13 protein-coding genes are annotated in these 18,624 nt (G+C 73.1%); 6 read left to right on the top strand and 7 right to left on the bottom strand.

What is annotated here, in order from left to right:
• The first annotated feature begins 3 nt into the window (after positions 1–3).
• The 3 genes from E0504_RS29220 to E0504_RS54375 all read left to right on the top strand — a co-directional run bounded on the left by E0504_RS29220 (position 4) and on the right by E0504_RS54375 (position 2,900).
• Positions 4–1,590, top strand: coding sequence for an allophanate hydrolase (locus tag E0504_RS29220; protein ID WP_243657670.1), 1,587 nt, complete (start codon positions 4–6; stop codon positions 1,588–1,590).
• A gap of 191 nt (positions 1,591–1,781) precedes the next feature.
• The gene (locus tag E0504_RS29215) at positions 1,782–2,384 is read left to right on the top strand and encodes an STAS domain-containing protein (RefSeq protein WP_112104993.1); all 603 of its coding nucleotides are present in this window, start codon (positions 1,782–1,784) and stop codon (positions 2,382–2,384) included.
• A 75-nt stretch (positions 2,385–2,459) separates the two neighbouring features.
• Entirely contained in the window at positions 2,460–2,900 is a 441-nt protein-coding gene (locus tag E0504_RS54375) for a metal-sensitive transcriptional regulator (RefSeq protein WP_373693951.1), read from the top strand.
• A 48-nt stretch (positions 2,901–2,948) separates the two neighbouring features.
• Here E0504_RS54375 and E0504_RS29205 read toward each other — a convergent pair whose 3' ends face one another.
• A complete protein-coding gene (locus tag E0504_RS29205) occupies positions 2,949–3,416 on the bottom strand; it encodes a MarR family winged helix-turn-helix transcriptional regulator (protein ID WP_071060054.1) in 468 nt (155 codons plus the stop codon).
• A gap of 103 nt (positions 3,417–3,519) precedes the next feature.
• Here E0504_RS29205 and E0504_RS29200 point away from each other — a divergent pair, with 103 nt between their 5' ends.
• Complete coding sequence (locus E0504_RS29200) at positions 3,520–4,203, top strand: alpha-ketoglutarate-dependent dioxygenase AlkB (protein ID WP_071060053.1); 684 nt, start codon at positions 3,520–3,522, stop codon at positions 4,201–4,203.
• On the opposite strand, the gene E0504_RS29195 is transcribed toward E0504_RS29200, so the two are convergent.
• The 6 genes from E0504_RS29195 to E0504_RS29175 all read right to left on the bottom strand — a co-directional run bounded on the left by E0504_RS29195 (position 4,173) and on the right by E0504_RS29175 (position 14,908).
• Positions 4,173–5,627, bottom strand: coding sequence for an MFS transporter (locus E0504_RS29195; RefSeq protein ID WP_131626163.1), 1,455 nt, complete (start codon positions 5,625–5,627; stop codon positions 4,173–4,175). The genes E0504_RS29200 and E0504_RS29195 overlap by 31 nt on opposite strands.
• A gap of 192 nt (positions 5,628–5,819) precedes the next feature.
• Positions 5,820–8,834 carry a protein kinase gene (locus E0504_RS29190; protein ID WP_131626162.1) on the bottom strand — a complete coding sequence of 1,005 codons (3,015 nt, stop codon included), beginning with the start codon at positions 8,832–8,834 and terminating at the stop codon, positions 5,820–5,822.
• Positions 8,835–8,940: 106 nt separating this feature from the next.
• Positions 8,941–9,213 (bottom strand): hypothetical protein, encoded by a 273-nt coding sequence (locus E0504_RS52335; protein ID WP_243657668.1) that lies wholly within the window; start codon positions 9,211–9,213, stop codon positions 8,941–8,943.
• Positions 9,214–9,313: 100 nt separating this feature from the next.
• Entirely contained in the window at positions 9,314–9,769 is a 456-nt protein-coding gene (locus E0504_RS52330) for a hypothetical protein (protein ID WP_243657667.1), read from the bottom strand.
• A 140-nt stretch (positions 9,770–9,909) separates the two neighbouring features.
• A complete protein-coding gene (locus E0504_RS29180; protein WP_071060049.1) occupies positions 9,910–10,554 on the bottom strand; it encodes a two-component system response regulator in 645 nt (214 codons plus the stop codon).
• A 139-nt stretch (positions 10,555–10,693) separates the two neighbouring features.
• Entirely contained in the window at positions 10,694–14,908 is a 4,215-nt protein-coding gene (locus tag E0504_RS29175) for a HAMP domain-containing protein (protein WP_131626161.1), read from the bottom strand.
• A gap of 602 nt (positions 14,909–15,510) precedes the next feature.
• On the opposite strand from E0504_RS29175, the gene E0504_RS29170 reads away from it, so the two are divergent.
• Both E0504_RS29170 and E0504_RS29165 read left to right on the top strand, forming a co-directional pair.
• Complete coding sequence (locus E0504_RS29170; RefSeq protein WP_112106977.1) at positions 15,511–17,898, top strand: SpoIIE family protein phosphatase; 2,388 nt, start codon at positions 15,511–15,513, stop codon at positions 17,896–17,898.
• Between the two features lie 265 nt (positions 17,899–18,163).
• Positions 18,164–18,607, top strand: a complete 444-nt coding sequence (locus E0504_RS29165; RefSeq protein WP_112106978.1) for an ATP-binding protein — start codon at positions 18,164–18,166, stop codon at positions 18,605–18,607.
• Positions 18,608–18,624: the final 17 nt, after the last annotated feature.

Genomic DNA, 18,624 nt, shown 5'->3' with positions numbered 1-18,624 from the left:
CCGGTGAGCGACCGGAGCACGCGCCGCCCCACCCCACCGGACCTGCAGGCCGACGTCCTGCGCGCCGGCTACCTCGCGGGACGGCTGAGCGTGCGCGAGGTGGTGGACGGCGTCTACGACCGGATCGCCGCACGCGGCGACGACGGAGTGTGGATCACCCTGGTGCCCCGCGCGGAGGCGATGCGCCGGGCCACCGAGCTGGACGTCCTGCTGGCGAGCGCACGCCTCGGACACGCCGGCCCCGACGGGCTCGGGCCCGAGCCCGGGACGACGGCCGGGACCGGGCCCAGCCTGCCCCCCCTGTTCGGGCTGCCGTTCGCGGTGAAGGACAACATCGACGTCGCCGGGCTGCCCACGACGGCCGGCTGCCCCGATTTCAGCCGGCTCCCGGCGGGCACCGCGCCGGCGGTCGCCCGGCTGCTCGCGGCCGGCGCGGTCTGCGTCGGGAAGACCAACCTCGACCAGTTCGCCACGGGGCTGTCCGGCACCCGCTCCCCCTACGGGATCCCCTCGTCCCCGTTCGACCCGTACATGATCGCCGGAGGGTCGAGCTCGGGATCCGGTGTGGCCGTCGCGGACGGGCTGGTCACGTTCGCGGTCGGCACGGACACCGCCGGCTCGGGCCGGGTGCCGGCGGCGCTGACGAACACCGTCGGGCTCAAGCCGTCCCGCGGGCTGGTGAGCACAAGGGGCGTGGTGCCCGCCTGCCGCTCGCTGGACTGCCCGAGCGTCTTCGCGCTCTCCGTACCCGACGCCTACCGCGTGCTGTCGGTGATGAGCGGCTACGACGAGGAGGACCCGTACTCCCGCCGGTTCCCCGGGCTCGGAAGCCCGGCGCCGGGCGTAGCGCCGCGGACCGGAGCGCCGCGGGCCGAGGTGCCGCGGGCCGAGGTGCCGGAGCCGGTCCGGCCGCGGATCGGCGTGCCCCGGGCCGATCAGCTCGACTTCCTCGGCGACGCGGGCGCCGCGGCCGTGTTCGGCGTCGGCGTGGGCCTGCTCGCCGACGGGGGCGCCGAGGTGACGGAGATCGACCTCGGCCCGTTCCTGGAGGCGGGCACCCTGCTCTACGGCGGCCCGTGGCTGGCGGAGCGGTACGCCGCCGTGGAGGCGTTCCTTCAGACGGTCCCGGACGCCGGCCCGGCGGACCCGGTGCATCCCGTCATCCGGGCGGTTCTCGAACCGGGCGCGGGAATCACCGGCGCCGAGGTGTTCCGCGGCCTGACCCGGCTGCGCGCCCTACGGCGCAGCGCGGAGCGGACGTGGGTGGACGTCGACATGGTCGTGGTGCCGACCGTTCCGACGACGTACCGGATCGACGCGATGCTCGCCGACCCGATCCGCCTCAACGCGAGCCTCGGCCGGTACACGACGTTCGCGAACCTGCTGGACCTGGCCGCGGTGGCTGTTCCGGTGGGATTCGCGGCGGGCCTGCCGTTCGGTGTCACCCTGCTGGCTCCGGCGGGGGGCGACGAGCTGCTGGCGGCGCCGGCCGAGCTGCTGCACCGGTGCAGCGGCCTGCCGGTCGGCGCGGGCTCCCATTCCCTCCTGCTCCCCGCCGCCACCGACGTCGCGGCGGAGATCCTGGCCTGAGACACCGGCGCTTTTACCAGCTCCGACCAGGCCGACGCTCGTAAATGTGACACGCTATACACGTGCTGCCGGCACAACACAAGGTGACTTTCGGCATTGGTTTCCGTCACGAGAGGGCGCGATACTTACCGGGCAGGAACCTGGGGTAACTCTCGCGCGTCTACCGCGACCTCGCTCCCTTCGGAGACGACGTGACGCTCACCATCGGCAAAGAAGCCGGCACTCTCACCACCCATGCCGGCCGTGCGGCAGGGCCTTCGACGGCACTCGTGCCGGTCACGGCGGCCCCACCGACGGGGGCCCCACCCGGGGCGCTACCGCTGCGCGCCTCCGGGGCGGCGCCACCCGGCCCGGTGGCCACGGCCGAGATCACACCGACCACCGCAATCGCGGGCACCGCCGCGATTGCGGTGGTCGCCGCCGGGGGCAGGGTGGTGGCCGCTGCCGCGCTCTCCGCCGTCGAGCCCCGCCCCTCGGCGTGTCCCCTCTCGGCCCGTGTCGAGCTCTGGGAGGAGGGTGCCGTCATCCACCTGTCCGGGCTGCTCGTGGCGAGCGCCGCGAGCGCGGCGCGGTCCGCCGTCGCGAGGGCGGCCGCCCTCGGGCAGCGGGAGATCATCGTCGATCTCGCCGGCGTGCGGGACGCCGATCCACTGGGAGCGGTGCTGCTCGGAGCCATGAGCCGGCATGCCACCCGCTGCGGCTCCCGGCTGCGCCTGCGCAACGCGGGGCCGCGGGTCCGCCAGGCGCTGGACGACCGGGGCGTCCGGGTCGAACTGCTGGGCCCCCTGGGCTGACCTCGACGGTCACCCCTGTTCGCACGTACCGTTGGGGGGTATCTCCGGGGTGACGGCGTGGGGCGGGCGGTGCGAGTGAAGGCCGAAGTCAGCCAGACGACTCAGGACCGGGCGGCTCAGAGCCAACCGGAGCTGGGCCGACCGGAGGCGAGCCAACCGGAGGCGGGCCGGTCGGACGAGAGCCAGCCGGACGGGAGCCGACCAACCCCACCCCACTCCGATCACGGAAAGTCGCAGCACGGTTACGCAAACAGCAAGGACGAGTACACCGCCCGGCTGCGGCGGATCGAGGGCCAGGTCCGCGGCCTGCAACGCATGGTCGCCGAGGACAAGTACTGCATCGACATCCTCACCCAGGTGTCCGCGGCCACCCGGGCCCTGCAGTCCGTGGCGCTCGGCCTGCTGTCCGATCATCTCGCGCACTGCGTGGCCCAGGCCGTCGCCGAGGGCGGGCCCGCGGCGGACGAGAAGGTCCGCGAGGCGACCGCGGCCATCGCCCGCCTCGTCCGGTCCTGAGGCCGGGAACATCGACCGATCCCACTGACCAGGCCGTCCCGGGTGATCTCACTCGTTGGGCGGGCGGGGGCGGTCGCCGAGCGCCTCGACCAGGCGGCCGAGGGCCGGCAACGCGGCGATGATCGCGTCGCGGTCGTGGTCGGCGAGGAGCTCCATGGCGGTGCCGATGCGCCGCTCGTGCGCCTGCAGCCATCCGGTGAGCGCCTGCTCGCCCGCCTCGGTGAGCCGCAGGGCCACGGCCCGGCGGTCCGCCGGATCCCGCTCGCGCCGCACGAGGCCGGCATCGGTGAGCTGGGCGACCAGCGTCGAGACCGAGTTCGGCGCGAGCCGCAGCAGCCCGGCGAGCTCACCGACCCGGGTGCCGTCCCGCTCGGCGACACACTGGAGCAGCTCCACCTGTGCCATGGGCAGCGACTCCCACGGGATGTCCGCGCGGATGCTGCTGCGCAGCACCCGCCGCAGCCGGGTGACGACCTCGGTGAGGCCCACGGCGTTGGCATGCTGATCTACCGTCATGACAACCGGGAGGTTACGCCCGCGGAAGCCCGGCGTCCGGTCATCCCGCACGGTTCGACCCCGCCGCCTCCGGGCCCTGTGCGGACGGAGGTAGCGTCGGGCGATGACCGGTGACGACGGCCGGCGGGTCATCCCCGGCGTCGACCCGTCCGCGGTGTTCGAGCGGGTGCGCCTCGACGACCACTCCTGGGTGGACGTCGCCCGCGGCTGGATGTCCGGGGCGGACGAGCTCTACGACGCCGTCCGGGACGGCACCTCCTGGCGGCAGGGAACCATGTGGCGCTACGAGCGCCACGTGACCGAGCCGCGGCTGAGCGCCTTCATCCGCAGCGGGCACCCGGTGCCCTTCCCCGCCCTGCTGGACGCCTACCGCGCGCTGCGGCGCCGTTACGGGGTCGACTTCGACGGCTACGGGATGTCCTGGTACCGCGACGGGAACGACGCCGTCGCCTTCCACCGCGACCGCGAGATGCGCTGGCTGGACGACACGGTAATCGCGATCCTCACCCTCGGCGCGCGCCGGCCGTTCCTCGTGAAGTCCCGGCACCTGCCGCCCGGCCGCCGCATCCTCAACGACCCGATGGCTCCCGGTGGCCGCGACCTCGCCCCGGCTGGCGGCGACCTGCTCGTGCTCGGCGGGCGCGCGCAGGCCGACTGGCTGCACGCGGTGCCCCGGGTCCCCGGGTACGTGGGCGGGCGCATCTCGGTGCAGTGGCGGTGGACGTCCCGCGCCGGCCAGCCGGAGATCGGGCCCGGTTACGGCGCCGCGCGGTCGTTCTCGCGCTGACGCGGCAGCCCGCTGCCCGGCAGCGTGGGCGCGGCGGCTGTGGCGGCGAGCAGTGCCCCGCCGAGCGCGATCGCGGCGAGCAGCAGCATCGTCGCGACGAAGCCACCCGCCGCGTAGGCGAGAGCCGACACCGAAACACCCAGGGCTGTGCCGAGCCCTCGGGTCATGTTCACCACGCCGCTGGCCATCCCGCTCTGCTGTGCCGGCACGGCAGCCATGACGGCGCCGTTGTTGGACGGGGTGAACAGGCCGAGCCCGCAGCCGATCAGCGCCAGCGAGGGCACGCCGACAGCCGGGCCGCTCCCCCCCGCCGCCAGCAGGCCGAGGCCGCCGGCCACGCACACCATCGCGCCGGACGTCACCGCGCGGACGCCGAGCCGGGTGACGAGCGTGCCCGCGACCGGCGCCGCGACCCCGATCGCGATCGGCAGGGTCGCCAGCAGCAGGCCCACCGCCACGGCGCCGTCGTCGGAGTTCTGCGGGATCGTGAGCAGCAGGCCGAACAGGACGAGGAAGGAGAGCGTCCCCGCGGCCAGCCGCGGCCCGACCGCCCGGTGCAGCACGAGCGGCAGGTCGACCATCGGGCTCGCGGCGGACGACTCACGGCGGACGAACAGCACCCCGCCGAGCGCCGCGACCAGCACCAGCCCGCCGACGGCGGCGAGCGGGCCGACCGAGCGGGCGGACTCGCCGACCGACAGCGCGAGCAGCACGGCCGACACCGTGGGCATCAGGAGGGCCAGGCCCCGCCAGTCGAACGGCGTCCGCGGCGCGTGCGCCCTCGTGCGGGGCAGCAACAGGACGCCGAGCACGAACCCGAGCACGCCCGCGGGTATGTGGGCCCAGAAGACCCACCGCCACCCGCCGAGCTCGAGCAGCAGACCGCCGGCCAACGGCCCGAGCGAGAGCCCGAACGCCTGGGCGGCGCCCTGGGCGCCGAGCGCCGCGGTGAGACGCCTCGGCTCGACGGTCGTCGCGATCAGGGCGACGCTGTTCGCCTGCAGCATGGCCGCGCCGAGGGCCTGCGCGACCCGGCAGACGATGAGCACCCCGATGCCGGGGGCCAGGGCGGCGCCGACCGAGGCCACCGTGAACAGGGCGAATCCGTACAGGGTCAGCAGCTTGCGGCCGTACATGTCGGCGAGCCGGCCGAGCGCGGCGATGGTCGCGACCAGCGTCACCAGGTAGGAAAGGCTGACCCAGGTCGCCAGGCCGAGCGACACGCCGAAGTCGGCACGCAGGTCGGCGAGCGCGATCGTGACGATGCTGGCGTCGAGCTGGCCCAGGAAGCTGCCGATGCAGACGGTGCCGACCGCAAGCACGGTCGCCAGCGACGACTCACGGATCCTGGCCGGCTGGGCGGGCTCCCGCAGCAGGGCACCGGCCGCACCGGACATCCGTCCTGGCCGGCTCGCGATCTCCACACCCTTATATTCCTCTGCAACAGAGGTATCTGTCGACCGCAACCGGACGAAGTCACACGGACACACCGGGCAGCGCCGCTCACGGAAGGCGGGCGGGACCGACCAGGGAGGTTCGGGCGGGGTCGGGGTCGGGCGCAGCGCTGGGCCGGCCCAGGCAGGGCCGGAGGGTCGGGGCGGTGTCCCGGTCGGTGGTCAGTTCCGGAGGCAGGGCGGCGAGTAGTGGCGGTCGGGGATGTACCTGCGCCAGTCCCGCCTCGTGATCTCGGCCTGGGCCCGGCCGCAGACCTGGTCCCGCGCGGTCCGCGGGTCGAGATCCCACACGCGCGCGCCGTTCCCGTCGGCGACGGCGAGTGTCCGGACGGGGCCGTCGGCGAAGGCGAGCGCGGTCGGCGCGAGGCTGACCGGTTGGGGCGTGGCCGATTCGAGCGCCGCCGGTTCGGGTGAGGCGGGCGCCGACCCGGCGATCGCGAGCGCCGCGAGGTCGGAGGGTCCGGCGGAGTCGGAGGGTCCGGCGGAGTCGGAGGGTGCCGCGGGCGTGGGCAGGATGAGCCGGGGGCGCGGCCGGGCCGGGTTCGACATGTCCCAGACGCCGACGTCGCCGCCGCCCGCCGCGGCGGCCACCGCGAGTGCCCGCCCGTCCGGTGAGAAGGCCACCATTCCCGCGCCGCTCGCGGGGGCGAAGGAGGTGAGCCGGTGCAGCCCCCGCGGGTCCCCCGGCCGGTAGATCTCCACCACGGACCGCGACTTCTCCGGCGGCGCCAGGGACGAGGCGACCGCCATCGGAACGCCGGTGGTCGCCCCGGGCTCCGTCGCGGCGTCCGGCAGGCCGGTGGTGGCTACCGCGAGCGTCCGGCCGTCCGGGGAGTAGGACGCGCCGGCGACCACGCCCTCGCCGTGCAGCAGGCCCTGCCGGCGCGGCTGACGCGGATCATGCAGCGACCACAGCGAGAGGCGGGCGGCCCCGCCGACCAGGATCTGGTCCCCGCCCGGGGAGAACGCCAACGCGGTGATCGGCCCGGGTGTCCGCAGGACGGCGAGCTCGGCGGGGGCGCGTGGGTCGGCCACGTCCCACAGCCGGAGCATGCCGTCCGAGGAGCCGGTGGCGATCGCGTCGCCGGCCCGGCTCACCGCGATCTCGCCGACGGTGCCGGTGTGCCCGGCGAGCACGCCGAGCCGCTCGACCGCGCCGTCCGGCGTCACCCGCCACAGCTGGACCTTGCTCTCGCCCGCGCCTGCCGGGCGGGCCGCGGTGACGATGATCTGGCCGGCGGCGGCCGTCCGCCCGGGGGGCGACACGTAGCCCACAGCGCTGACCGCGGGCCCGTCAACGGGGAACGCGGTGATGCGACGGTTGGCGGACGGGTCGGTGAGGTTCCAGAGGCCGGCACCGGTGTCGCCCGCGGTGACGATGCTGCTGCCATCCGGGGCCACGGCGAGGTCGCGGACGTCGCCGGGCAGGTGGCCGCTCCGACGGACGGCCGCGGCGATGAGCGCCTCGCCGGCCGCCGCGGTCGGAGCGATCTCGTAGGCCGCCGCGGCGAGCTGGCCGGCGAGGTCCGGCTGACGCTCCAGCAGGGCGCGCGCCTGACCGGCGGTGGCCTTGGACGCCCGCACCGCGGCCTGGGCCCGGACAGCCCCCGTGATCTCGACCGCCATGGTCAGGACGGCGAGACTGGCGATCCCCGCCATGAACAGCCGAAACAACCAGTGCCCGTCAGGCCGTCGACGTCCGTCGGCCGGCGCAGTGGACTCCGACAGCTCCGATGGCTGGGCCGGCTCCGAAGACTGGGCCACCTCCGAAGACTGAGCCGGCGGCCTTCCGATCCCGGGCTCGGCGGCAGCGCTGGCCGCCGCCCCGGTGCCAGCCCCGGGACCGCTCTCAGGCTCGGGCCTCGCTTCGGACTTCGCCGTGGGCTCAGGTTCGAGCGAGGCCTCGGGCCCGAGTTCAAGCTTCGTCTCAGACTCCGCCGTGGGCTCGGACTCCGCCGTGGGCTCGGACTCGGCCGTGGGCTCGGACTCGGCCGTGGGCTCGGACTCGGCCGTGGGCTCGGACTCGGCCGTGGCCTCGGGTTCGACCTCCGTCTCAGACTCCGCCGGGGCCGCAGACGCGGGCGCGGGCTCGGCATCGGAGTCGGGCGTCGGATCCGGAGCGACAACCGCGTCCGGCGCGCTCGCCGGCACCGGGGCGGGCTCGGCGGCCTCGGCGACTGCCACAGCGGCCGCCGGGACGACGCCAGCGGTGTCGGCAGGTGCCTCGACCGCAGACATCTCGTCAGGCGGGGCGGCGGGCGTCTCGGTGGGCGGGGCGGCGGCGCTTACGGCCGCCGCGACGGCGATCTCGAGCGGATCCAGGCCCGTGGGTGCCGGGAGGCCCCCGACGAGTCGTCCGAGCACCTCGAGCAGCTCCGCGGCGCCGGGTCGGCGGGAGGGATCCTTACGCATCGTGGCGCTGACTACGTCGCGTAGTACCGGGTCCAAACCGGTGAGGTCAGGTTCCGCATAGACCGCACGTTGCAACAGAACCTGCGGTGATCCGTTACCGAACGGCAGCCGTCCGGTCGCGGCGAAGAGGACTGCTCCACCCCACGTGAAGACGTCTGACGCCATCGTGAGCGGCTGCCCCAGGACATGCTCCGGGGTAATAAATGCGGGGGTACCCATCCCGGGCCCTGATCCGCCGCGACCCGGTAGGGCAACGGTGTTCAGAACTCGCGACAACCCGAAGTCGACGAGGCGGATTCCACCCTCGAAAAGCACCACATTCGCCGGTTTAAGGTCACCGAAGACGAGACCGGCACCATGGAGCCCCGTCAGCGCCGAACCGAGCGCCACGGCGAGCCGGCGAACGTCGGGCACCGCCAGCGGACCGCCCTGCGCGACCGTCGCTGCCAGGGTCGGAGCGTCCACGAACTCGGTGACGACATACGGCGGATGGGCGGATGTGTCGGCGTCGATGATGTCCGCCAGGCACGGAGGTGCCAGTGCGCGGACAGTCTCGAGATCGGCGCGCAGCCTGCGGCGGAAATCATGGTCGCGAGCGAACGCCGCGCTGATCACCTTGATGGCCACCTGGCCGCCCTCGGGATCCCGCCCGAGATAGACCGGCCCGGTTCCGGCCTCGAGGAGCTGACGTTCTACAGCATACGGACCGATCGAAACCGGTTGATTGCCGCGCGAACGTTCGAGGTGTCGCCGGGCAATGACCACAGATTCGACACCTCCGAAATATTTGTGAAACCCCGTAACGGGATGTCGCAGGCGCGTCGGGCGCAACCGCATGTTATCGGCGCGGTCGGGCGCCTACGCGGCCTGGTTACGCTTCGCGGTTCCCGAGGACGGCCGCGGCGGCGAGCAACGGGCCCGGGTGGCGGTGCACCGCCTCGGTCGTCAACGGGCCACCAGCGAGCGCACGGAGAACCTCCTCGCGGTGCGGGACCTGCGCACCTGGCGCCCTTACCAGCCCGGCGAGCGCGACGAGCCCGCCCAGGTGATGCTCCAGACCATCCCGATCCGGGCCGGGAACCCCACCCAGCCACGCCCGATGCTGGTCCGCGCTCATGATTTCCCACACCACCCGGTCCGTCACCCCCACAGGCCCCTTCGGACCACCCTGCGGACCACTCGGACCATTCGGCCAGTCATGAATGGCCACGATGTGCGGCACCCGAATCAGCCCCGTACCGGCGTCACCGGCGGCACCGGCACCGGCCGGGCCACGGGCACCACCGACGGCGACGACACCCGCACTGCCGGGCGGCGGGCCGGAAAGCTCCGGGCGATGGTCCGCGACGACGATCCGCACCGACAGGCCGCGGCCGGCCCGGGCATCGCGGACCCGGCCCGCGAAGCAGACCGCGAGCGCCGCGGCGGCTGTCGGCGCGTAGCGCGTGCACGGCGACGGCCGTCAGGTCGGCCGCCCGCACCAGGGCGGTGGCCGTGCGGGCGGCCTGGGCGGGGTCGGCCATGACGAAGTCGACCAGCGTGACGACCGAGCCCTCCGCCGGGTCGCCGGGCCGCACCCGGCAGACCGGGGAGTCGGGTAAGCGGCGGACCCGGTCGATGGTGATCAGACCGTCGGCGTAGGGCAGCCGCAGCCGGGGCAGATCCTCGGCGGCGATCGCGTGCGGGTCGCCGCCCGCCATCGACCCGCCCCCTCGCGACCACTCCCGGTACGAGGGACCTTACCGTCGGCGCACACGGCAGGGGGACGAAACGGCAACCCGCCAGTCGGCGGGCAACTACCGGCCCCGCCGCTGCCGGCGCAGGCCGGCGCCGGCAGCGGCTACTCGACCTGGCCGCCCGTCGAGCGCGCGAAGGGCCGCAGCCGCGAGACCAGGCCGCGCACTTCGGCGCTCGCGGCGGCGAGCGTCTCCTCGTTCGACGTCGCGGCGCCGTCGAGGAGCACGTCGAGCGCGATCAGGCGCTCGGCGACCTCGGTGATGAGGTCGAAGTCGCGCACCCGCTGGTGGGCGAGTTCGGCCAGCCGCTCGTTCTTCTCGAACAGCTCGACGAAGACGCTCACCTTGGCCCGCAGCAGCCAGGGATCGAACGGCTTGGCGATGTAGTCCACCGCGCCGACCGCGTAACCCCGGAAGGCGTGGTGCGGCTCGCGGTCGATCGCCGTCAGGAAGATGATCGGAGTGTCCCGCGTCCGCCCGCGCTGCTTGATCCGGTGCGCGGTCTCGAAGCCGTCCATTCCAGGCATCTGGACGTCGAGGAGGATGACCGCGAAGTCGTCGATGAGCAGGCGCTTGAGCGCCTCTTCGCCCGAGGACGCGGTCACCAGATCCTGGTCCAGGGAGGCGAGGATCGCCTCCAGCGCCATCAGGTTGTCGGGTCGGTCGTCCACCAGGAGGATCTTGCTCCGGGGCCGCTCAGTGTTCGACGCGCCCTCGGTGTCGACAGGACCGCCGGTCCGCTCGGTCACCCGCCTGCCTCCTCCTTCGCCGGTCGGCCTGGGTGTTCGTGGTGATGGCACCACTGCTCAACCATCGCCGATCGGCATGTCCGGTCCAGCACCGGCCCGTCGACACATACCCGAATGCGCACCATACGCGATCTGATCATCACAGATACGACCGCATCACTCCGAGGAGGTGATCAAGGTCTACCGGCTTGGTGATGTAGTCGCTCGCACCGGCGGAAATGCTCTTCTCCCGGTCACCGGGCATCGCCTTCGCGGTCAGCACGAGGATCGGCAGCGCCGCGAAGGCCGGCATCGCACGGATCTCCGACGTGGTCTCGTTGCCGTCCATGCCCGGGAGCATGACGTCCATCAGCACCAGGTGCACCGGCGCGTTGTCCTGCTGCAGCATCCGGATGGCGTCGTGGCCGTTGTCGGCGTAGAGCACCCGCATGCCGTGCATCTCCAGCGCGCTGGTCAGGGCGAACACGTTGCGGACGTCGTCGTCGACCACCAGGATGCTGGCGCCCACGAGCGGGTCGCCGCCGTCCAGGTTCGTCGTCGGCGGCCGCGCGGGCGCCTGTGGGTCGGTGAGGAACGGGGTGCCCTCGGCGGGCGTCCGGTCGCCGGCTGCGTCGGTGCCGCCGCGGCCCGACCACGAGGTGCGCGACAATCGGCGGGCCGCCTTGGGCTCGACGGGCCGGCCGGGCGCTCCGTAGGCCCGTTCGCCGTCACGCTGCCTGCCGGTGCCCGCCCCGTTGGACGTGCCGGCAGGAGCCGGGCCGGCGCTCTCCCGGTGCGCCGCGTCACCGGGCGACTCCGGCGCCGCCGGCCTGCGCTCCGCCGGGACGAGCGCGGCCCGCTCGACGCCGGCCAGCACCGGCCCACGACCGTCGTCCCCGCCGTCGGCCCGTGACCGCGGCTGGACGGCACCGTCCACGATCATGAGGACGCCGTCGGGCTCGCCGGGGTGGGGGCCCGCGGGTGCCTCCGGAGGCATCACCGACGGGACGAACAGGGTGAACGTGCTGCCCTGCCCGATCTGACTGGAGACGGCGATCGACCCGCCCAGCAGGCGGGCGATCTCCTTGCTGATCGACAGCCCCAGGCCGGTACCGCCGTAGCGGCGCGAGGTCGTGCCGTCCGCCTGCTGGAAGGCCTCGAAGATCATCCTGAGTTTCTCGGCCGCGACCCCGATGCCGGTGTCGGTGACGGCGAAGGACAGCACCATCGGCGCCGAGCGCAGGCTGGGCGCGACGAACGGGGTGTCGGGCGAGGCGACGGCGACGTCCAGCCGGACGGTGCCGGCGTCGGTGAACTTGACCGCGTTCGACAGCAGGTTCTTGAGCACCTGCTGGATGCGCTGCTCGTCGGTGACGAACTCGTCCGGCACGTCCTCGGTGACGCTGATCTCGAAGGTGAGGCCCTTCTCCTCGGCGGTGGGCCCGAACACGCCCGCCACCGCGTCGCACAGCGCGGCGGTGCGCACCGGGCCGGCGTCGACGTTCATCTTGCCGGCCTCGACCTTGGAGAGGTCGAGGATGTCGTTGATCAGCCCGAGCAGCTCCGAGCCGGCGGAGTGGATCGTCTCGGCGAAGTCGATCTGCTTCTGGCTCAGGTTGTGGTCGGGGTTGTCGGCCAGCAGCTTGGCGAGGATGAGCAGGCTGTTCAGCGGGGTGCGCAGCTCGTGGCTCATGTTCGCCAGGAACTCCGACTTGTACTGCGAGGACAGCGCGAGCTGCTCGGCCTTCTCCTCGAGCCCGATCCGGGCCAGCTCGATCTCCTGGTTCTTCTCCTCCAGCAGCGCCGCCTTCTCCTCCAGCTCGTTGTTCGTGCGCTGGAGCTCGACGGACTGCGAGCGCAGCTCCTGGGTCAGCCGCTGCGACTGGGCGAGCAGCTCCTCGGTGCGGGCGTTCGCCATGATCGTGTTCAGGACGACGCCGATGGTGTCGACGAGCTGGTCGACGAGCGTGAGGTGCAGGTCGGAGAACGGGGTGAAAGAGGCCAGTTCGATCACACCGAGAACCTGGTTCTCGAAGATGACCGGAACGACGACCAGGTCGCACGGCGGCGCCTCGCCCAGGCCGCTGCGGATGTTGAGGTAGCCGGCGGGCACGTCCTCGACCCGGATGCGCTTCTTCTCCAGCGCCGCCTGGCCGATGAGGCCCTCGCCGAACAGGAACGTGCCGTCCGAGCGGCGCCGCGGCACCGAGCCGTAGCCGGCGACGTAGCGCAGCTTGTCGCCCTCGATGAAGTCGAGCAGGTAGACCGTGCCCTGCTGGGCGTTCACGGCCGGCGTCATCTCACTGATGATCATCTGGCAGACGGTGTAGAGGTCGCGCTGGCCCTGCATCTTGCTGCCGATGAGGGCCAGGTTCGACTTGAGCCAGTCCTGCTGGGCGTTGACCTCGGTGGTCTCCCGCAGCCGGGCGATCATCTGGTTGATGTTGTCCTTGAGCTCGGCGACCTCGCCCTCGGCCTCCACCGTGATGGAGCGGGTCAGGTCACCGCGGGTCACCGCGGTGGACACGTCACCGATCGCGCGGAGCTGGATCGTCAGCGTCGACGCGAGCTGGTTGACGTTGTCGGTCAGGTCCTTCCAGGTGCCCGCGACACCGGCGACCGTGGCCTGGCCGCCCAGCTTGCCCTCGACGCCCACCTCGCGGCCGGCCCGGGTGATCTCGGCCGCGAAGGACGAGAGCTGGTCGACCATCGTGTTGACGGTGTCCTTCAGCTCGGCGATCTCGCCCTGCGCGGTGACGGTGATCTTCTGCGAGAGGTCACCGCGGGCCACCGCCCTGGTCACCGCGGAGATGTTGCGGACCTGGCCGGTGAGGTTGCCGGCCATCGAGTTCACCGACTCGGTGAGATCCCGCCAGACCCCGGAGACCCCCCGAACGTGCGCCTGACCACCCAGGTTGCCCTCGGTGCCGACCTCCTTGGCCACCCGGGTCACCTCGTCGGCGAACGACGAGAGCTGGTCGACCATGGTGTTCAGGGTTTCCTTGAGCTCGAGGATCTCACCCTGCGCGGTGACGGTGATCTTCTGCGAGAGGTCACCGCGGGCCACCGCCGTCGCGACCAGGGCGATGTTGCGGACCTGGCTGGTCAGGTTGCCGGCCATCGAGTTCACCGACTCGGTGAGATCCCGCCAGACCCCGGAGACCCCCCGAACGTGCGCCTGACCACCCAGGTTGCCCTCGGTACCGACCTCCCAGGCCACCCGGGTCACCTCGTCGGCGAACGACGAGAGCTGGTCGACCATCGTGTTCAGGGTGTGCGCGAGACCCGCCACCTCGCCGCGGGCGTCGACGGTGATCTGGCGGGTCAGGTCACCGCGGGCCACCGCGGCGGCGACCTCGGCGATGCTGCGCACCTGGGTGGTGAGGTTGCCGGCCATGACGTTCACCGAGTCGGTGAGATCACGCCACACCCCGGAGACACCCTTGACCTGGGCCTGGCCGCCGAGCTTGCCCTCGGTGCCGACCTCCTTGGCCATTCGGGTGACCTCGTCGGCGAACGCGGAGAGCTGGTCCACCATCGTGTTGACGGTCGACTTCAGCTCGTGGATCTCACCGCGCGCGTCGACCGTGATCTTCTGCGACAGGTCACCCTGCGCCACCGCCGTGGTCACCTGGGCGATGTTGCGGACCTGGCTGGTCAGGTTGCCGGCCATCGAGTTCACTGACTCGGTCAGGTCCCGCCAGACCCCGGAGACCCCCATGACCTTGGCCTGGCCACCGAGGTTGCCCTCGGTACCGACCTCCTTCGCCACCCGGGTCACCTCGTCGGCGAACGACGAGAGCTGGTCCACCATCGTGTTGACGGTTGTGCCGATCCGGAGGAACTCGCCACGCACCGGCTGCCCGGCGATCTCCAGCGCCATCTGCTGGGAGAGGTCACCCTCCGCCACCGCGGCGATGACCCTGGCGACCTCGTGGGTGGGCCGGGCCAGGTCGTCGATGAGCGAGTTCACCGAGAGCGTGAGCTCGTCCCAGCCGCCACTGCCACCAAGGTCGTCCATTCGCAGGGTGAGACGACCGTCACGTCGAATTACCTTGCTCACCCTGGAAACCTCGCGGGCGTGCCGCTCCTGCATCCCGGCGAGCTCGTTGAACCGGCGGGCGACGTCCCCGCCGACGCCGTCACCGATCGGCAGCCGGACGCCGAACTCGCCGTCGACGAGCCGGTCGAGCCCGGTGAGCAGGCTGGAGAGCAGGGCGTCCGTGCCACCGCCGGGCCCCGTGGCGGCGCCCGTGCCCGTGCTGTTCACCGCGGCGTTCACCGGCAGGGTGGCCGTGGCGCCCGCGGGCGGGCCACCGGAATCCCCGGCACTCGCGGGGAACTGCTGGCGGTCGGGGCTCGCGTCGGCGCTCATCAGTCTCCTACCTTGCCTGTGACGGTGGAATTATCGGGGCTGCGAACCGCTTCAAAACGACTCCGGCACCGACGTCGGTGGGTTCGGTGACCACCCCGTGGGGTGCGCGACCAGGCCCGGGCCGCTGCCGGCGGAGGGCGGGCAGCTGTCGGGTCGGCGGCTGTCGGGTCGGTGTCCATGCGGCTCGCATCCGTTCGGCTGGCTCCTGGGGATCGGACGGGACTGGCCTGTGCGGGTTCGGTCGCTGGTGGTCGGGCTGCTGGTCGTCGGGTCGCTGGTCGTCGGGTCGCTGGTCGTCGGGTCGCTGGTCGTCGGGTCGCTGGTGGTCCGGCTTGTGGGGCGCCGGCCCACGGGGGGCCGTCGGCAGTGTGGTCCAGATCCGGCGGCGGACGGGCGTGGGGCGGTCAGTGGTGCGGAATGCATCCGTGGAGGGGAGGTGTGATGGTGTCGTGCGGTCGATCCGGACTGTGGTTCTGCCGTGGACTTTTGTCCCCAGCTGAGCAACTTCACGCTGCACAACTTCATGACAAGAGCGCTCGGACCGAACGCACCAGCCGCCAGTATCCGCCTTACCGAGGACAACGCAGGAGAGACTGAGCCACATGAACGCCGACCCCGCGGCACAGGCCGGAGACCGGCGCACTCCACCGCGTTCGGTCGCCCTCCCGCCGACCGCCGACTCACCCCGGTCGGCGCGGCGGTTCGTGCAGGAGACGCTGCGCGGCAGGCTGGACGAGGACACGCTGGATTCGGCGCTGCTGCTGGTCACCGAGCTGGTCACCAACGTGGTCGTGCACGCCGGCACGGTCGCGACGGTCGACGTCGCCGAGGAGCACGGCAGCGTGCGGGTGGCCGTGGGCGACCGCCATCCCGTGCGCATCGGCGTCGGCCGGCGCGAGACGGCCGTGCGCCGGCCGCAGCCCACCGACCCCGACGAGGACATCGAAAGCCTGGAGAGCCTGGAAGGACTTGAAGGGTTCGAGACGATCGGCGGCGGCACGGCCGGCATCGACGGCCTGCGTGAGGACGGACGCGGGCTGGCCCTCGTAGACGCGCTCGCCAGCTCCTGGGGAACGGAGCACGTGGCCGGGGGGAAGACGGTCTGGTTCCGGCTGGAATCCCGGCGGCGGGAGGACCCGCGGCGGTCGGCCTCGCTGGACGACGTCCATTCCGCGCCGAGCATCACCCACGATCCGGTACCCCCACAGCCCACACCTTCGGGCCCTCCTCCGGGCCCGCTCGGCGCGTCGCCTGTCGACGATCTCCTGATGACCACCGCCGGCGCGGGCGCCGGTACCACCACGGTGACGGCCCGGGCGCCAACGGCGATGTCGACCCGGATGCCCCGGCTGCTGGCCCGCGACACCGCGCGGGCGCTGACCGCCGAGGGCGAGGTCTCCGAACTGCTCGCCCAGCTGCTGGACGCCGTCCCGGCCGTCGGTGGCCGGGTACAGCGCCCCTCGCAGGACGGTGTGCGCACCGAGACGGTGGCCACGCTCGGGCGTACCGGGCCGAGCGCCGACGCCCGGGTGTTCGCCCTGGACCCGACGCAGGACAGCCTCGGCGAGCTCCTGCTGTGGCCGTACCGCGCCGCGGACGACCGTCCGGCCGGCGTGCCCGGCGAGCCCGGCGCGGGCCATGAGCCTGGCAACGGCGCCCACCACGCCGCCGTCCACCACGCCGAATTCGACCGCGACCCGTTCGACATCGAGCGGATCCAGCTCGTCTCGCGGTGGATGGCGCTGGCGCTCGGCGGCGGCGACATGCGGCGCGCGGAGGAGCGCCGCATCGGGATGCTGTCCTTCCTCGCCGAGGCGTCCGACCTGCTCGCGGGCAGCCTGGATCTCACCCACTCGCTGACGCTGCTCGCCCGGCTGCCGGTCCCCCGCCTCGCGCAGTGGTGCGCGGTGTACCTCAACCGGGACGACGCCGGCCCGAAGCTCCAGGCGGTCGGGCATGCCGAGGAGTCGGAGACCGCGGCGCTGAACGAGGCCGCCGTCGACCCGGACGGCGCGCTCATGGCCGCCGTACGCGCCGCCCGTGGGGACCAGGTGCAGACCGTCACGGCGTTCGGCGGGCCGGCACTCGTCGTCGTCCTGCAGGCGCGCCGGCGGGTGCTCGGCGTGCTCGCGCTCGGCCGCTCGGCCGGGCACACCTTCCTCGCGGACGAGATCGACCTGCTCGCGGACCTGGCCCGGCGCGCGTCGTTCGCCGTGGACAACGCCCGGCTCTACAGCCGCCAGGTGGAGCTCGCCGGCACCCTGCAGGCCGGCCTGCGCCCGCCGGCGCTGCCCCGCATCCCCGGGATGGATCTCGGCTCCGCCTACGGCGCCGCGCAGTCCGCCGGCCTGGACGTCGGCGGGGACTTCTTCGACCTGATCTCCGGCCCGACCGGCTGGACGGTGGCCATCGGCGACGTCTGCGGCAAGGGCGCGGAGGCCGCCACCGTCACCGGTGTGGCCCGTGCCGTGCTCCGCCTGCTCACCGGGCGGGGCGCGGACCTCGAGGAGCTGCTGGTCGAGCTGAACCGGGCACTGCGGGACACCGCCACCTCGCACCCGAACGGGCAGGGCCGGTTCTGCACGCTGGCCGCCGCGTCGCTGCTGCCGTCCGAGACCGACGGCGCCCGGCTGCGCCTGCACCTCGCCGGCCACCCGCAGCCGGTCGTCCTGCACAAGGACGGCACGGCCTCGCTCGTCGGCCGGACAGGCACGCTGCTGGGCGTGCTCGACGACGACGAGACGTCCTTCCCCGGCCTGGACCTGCACCTGCACGCCGGGGAGTCCCTGGTGCTGTACACCGACGGGGTGGTGGAGGCGCGCCGCGGGCGTGAGCTGTTCGGCGACCAACGGCTGGTCGACGCGGTCGCCGGCTGTGCGGGCCTGTCCGCGCAGGGGGTGGCCGACCGGGTGCTCACAGCCGCCGAGCGCTTCGCCGGCGGCAACCTGCGCGACGACGTCGCGATCCTGGTCACCCGGGTCGCGGACTGACCCCGGTCCCGGCCGGCCCTCGCCGGCCGCTCGCGGACCGGCCGCTCGCCGGCCCGTCGCGGACCGGTCGCTCACCGCCCGGCGACGCCCCGGAGTGAAGGCGGTTCGCCGGTGTGGTGAACTGGTTGGAGCACCGATGACACAACACCCGCCAATGGCCCCAACGCCATTGCCGGACGTTCGTCACACAACACCGCGTAGGAGATTGCTCAGGCGATCCGATGGGTAGGCGGTCCGGGATGTCCCCGTTCAGACATGGTGATCGATGAGTCCTACGTCGGTTCCGATGAACGTGGTGCGGCAGGCGAGCTCGTGTCGCCCACCGGCCACGCACATCCTCGCCGAGCTGCCCTACCTGCCGTCCGCCGTCCCGCAGGCGCGGCGGGTCCTCCGTGAGTGCCTGGTTCTGACCGGCCTGCCCGACGACACGCGGTGCACCGCCGAGCTGCTGGTCAGCGAGCTCGTCACCAACGCGGTCAAGTACGGGCGGCCACCGGTGTGGCTGCTGGTCGAGCTGCGGCCGGGCCTCGTCCACGCCTCGGTCTCGGACACGTCGACCACCCTGCCGCAGCGCCGCGAGGCCGACCCGGACGCCGAGGGCGGCCGCGGCCTGCTCGTCCTGGACGCCCTGGCCGGCAGCTGGGGCGCGGTGTCGGTGGAGTCCGGCAAGTACCTCTGGTTCGACCTCCCGGTCATCCGGATGCCCTAGAGCGCCGGTCAGGTAGC

It is taken from the genome of Parafrankia sp. BMG5.11 (genome assembly GCF_004337455.1).
Note: the sequence above shows the minus strand (reverse complement) of the source record. Positions and strands in the feature narration are given on the sequence as shown.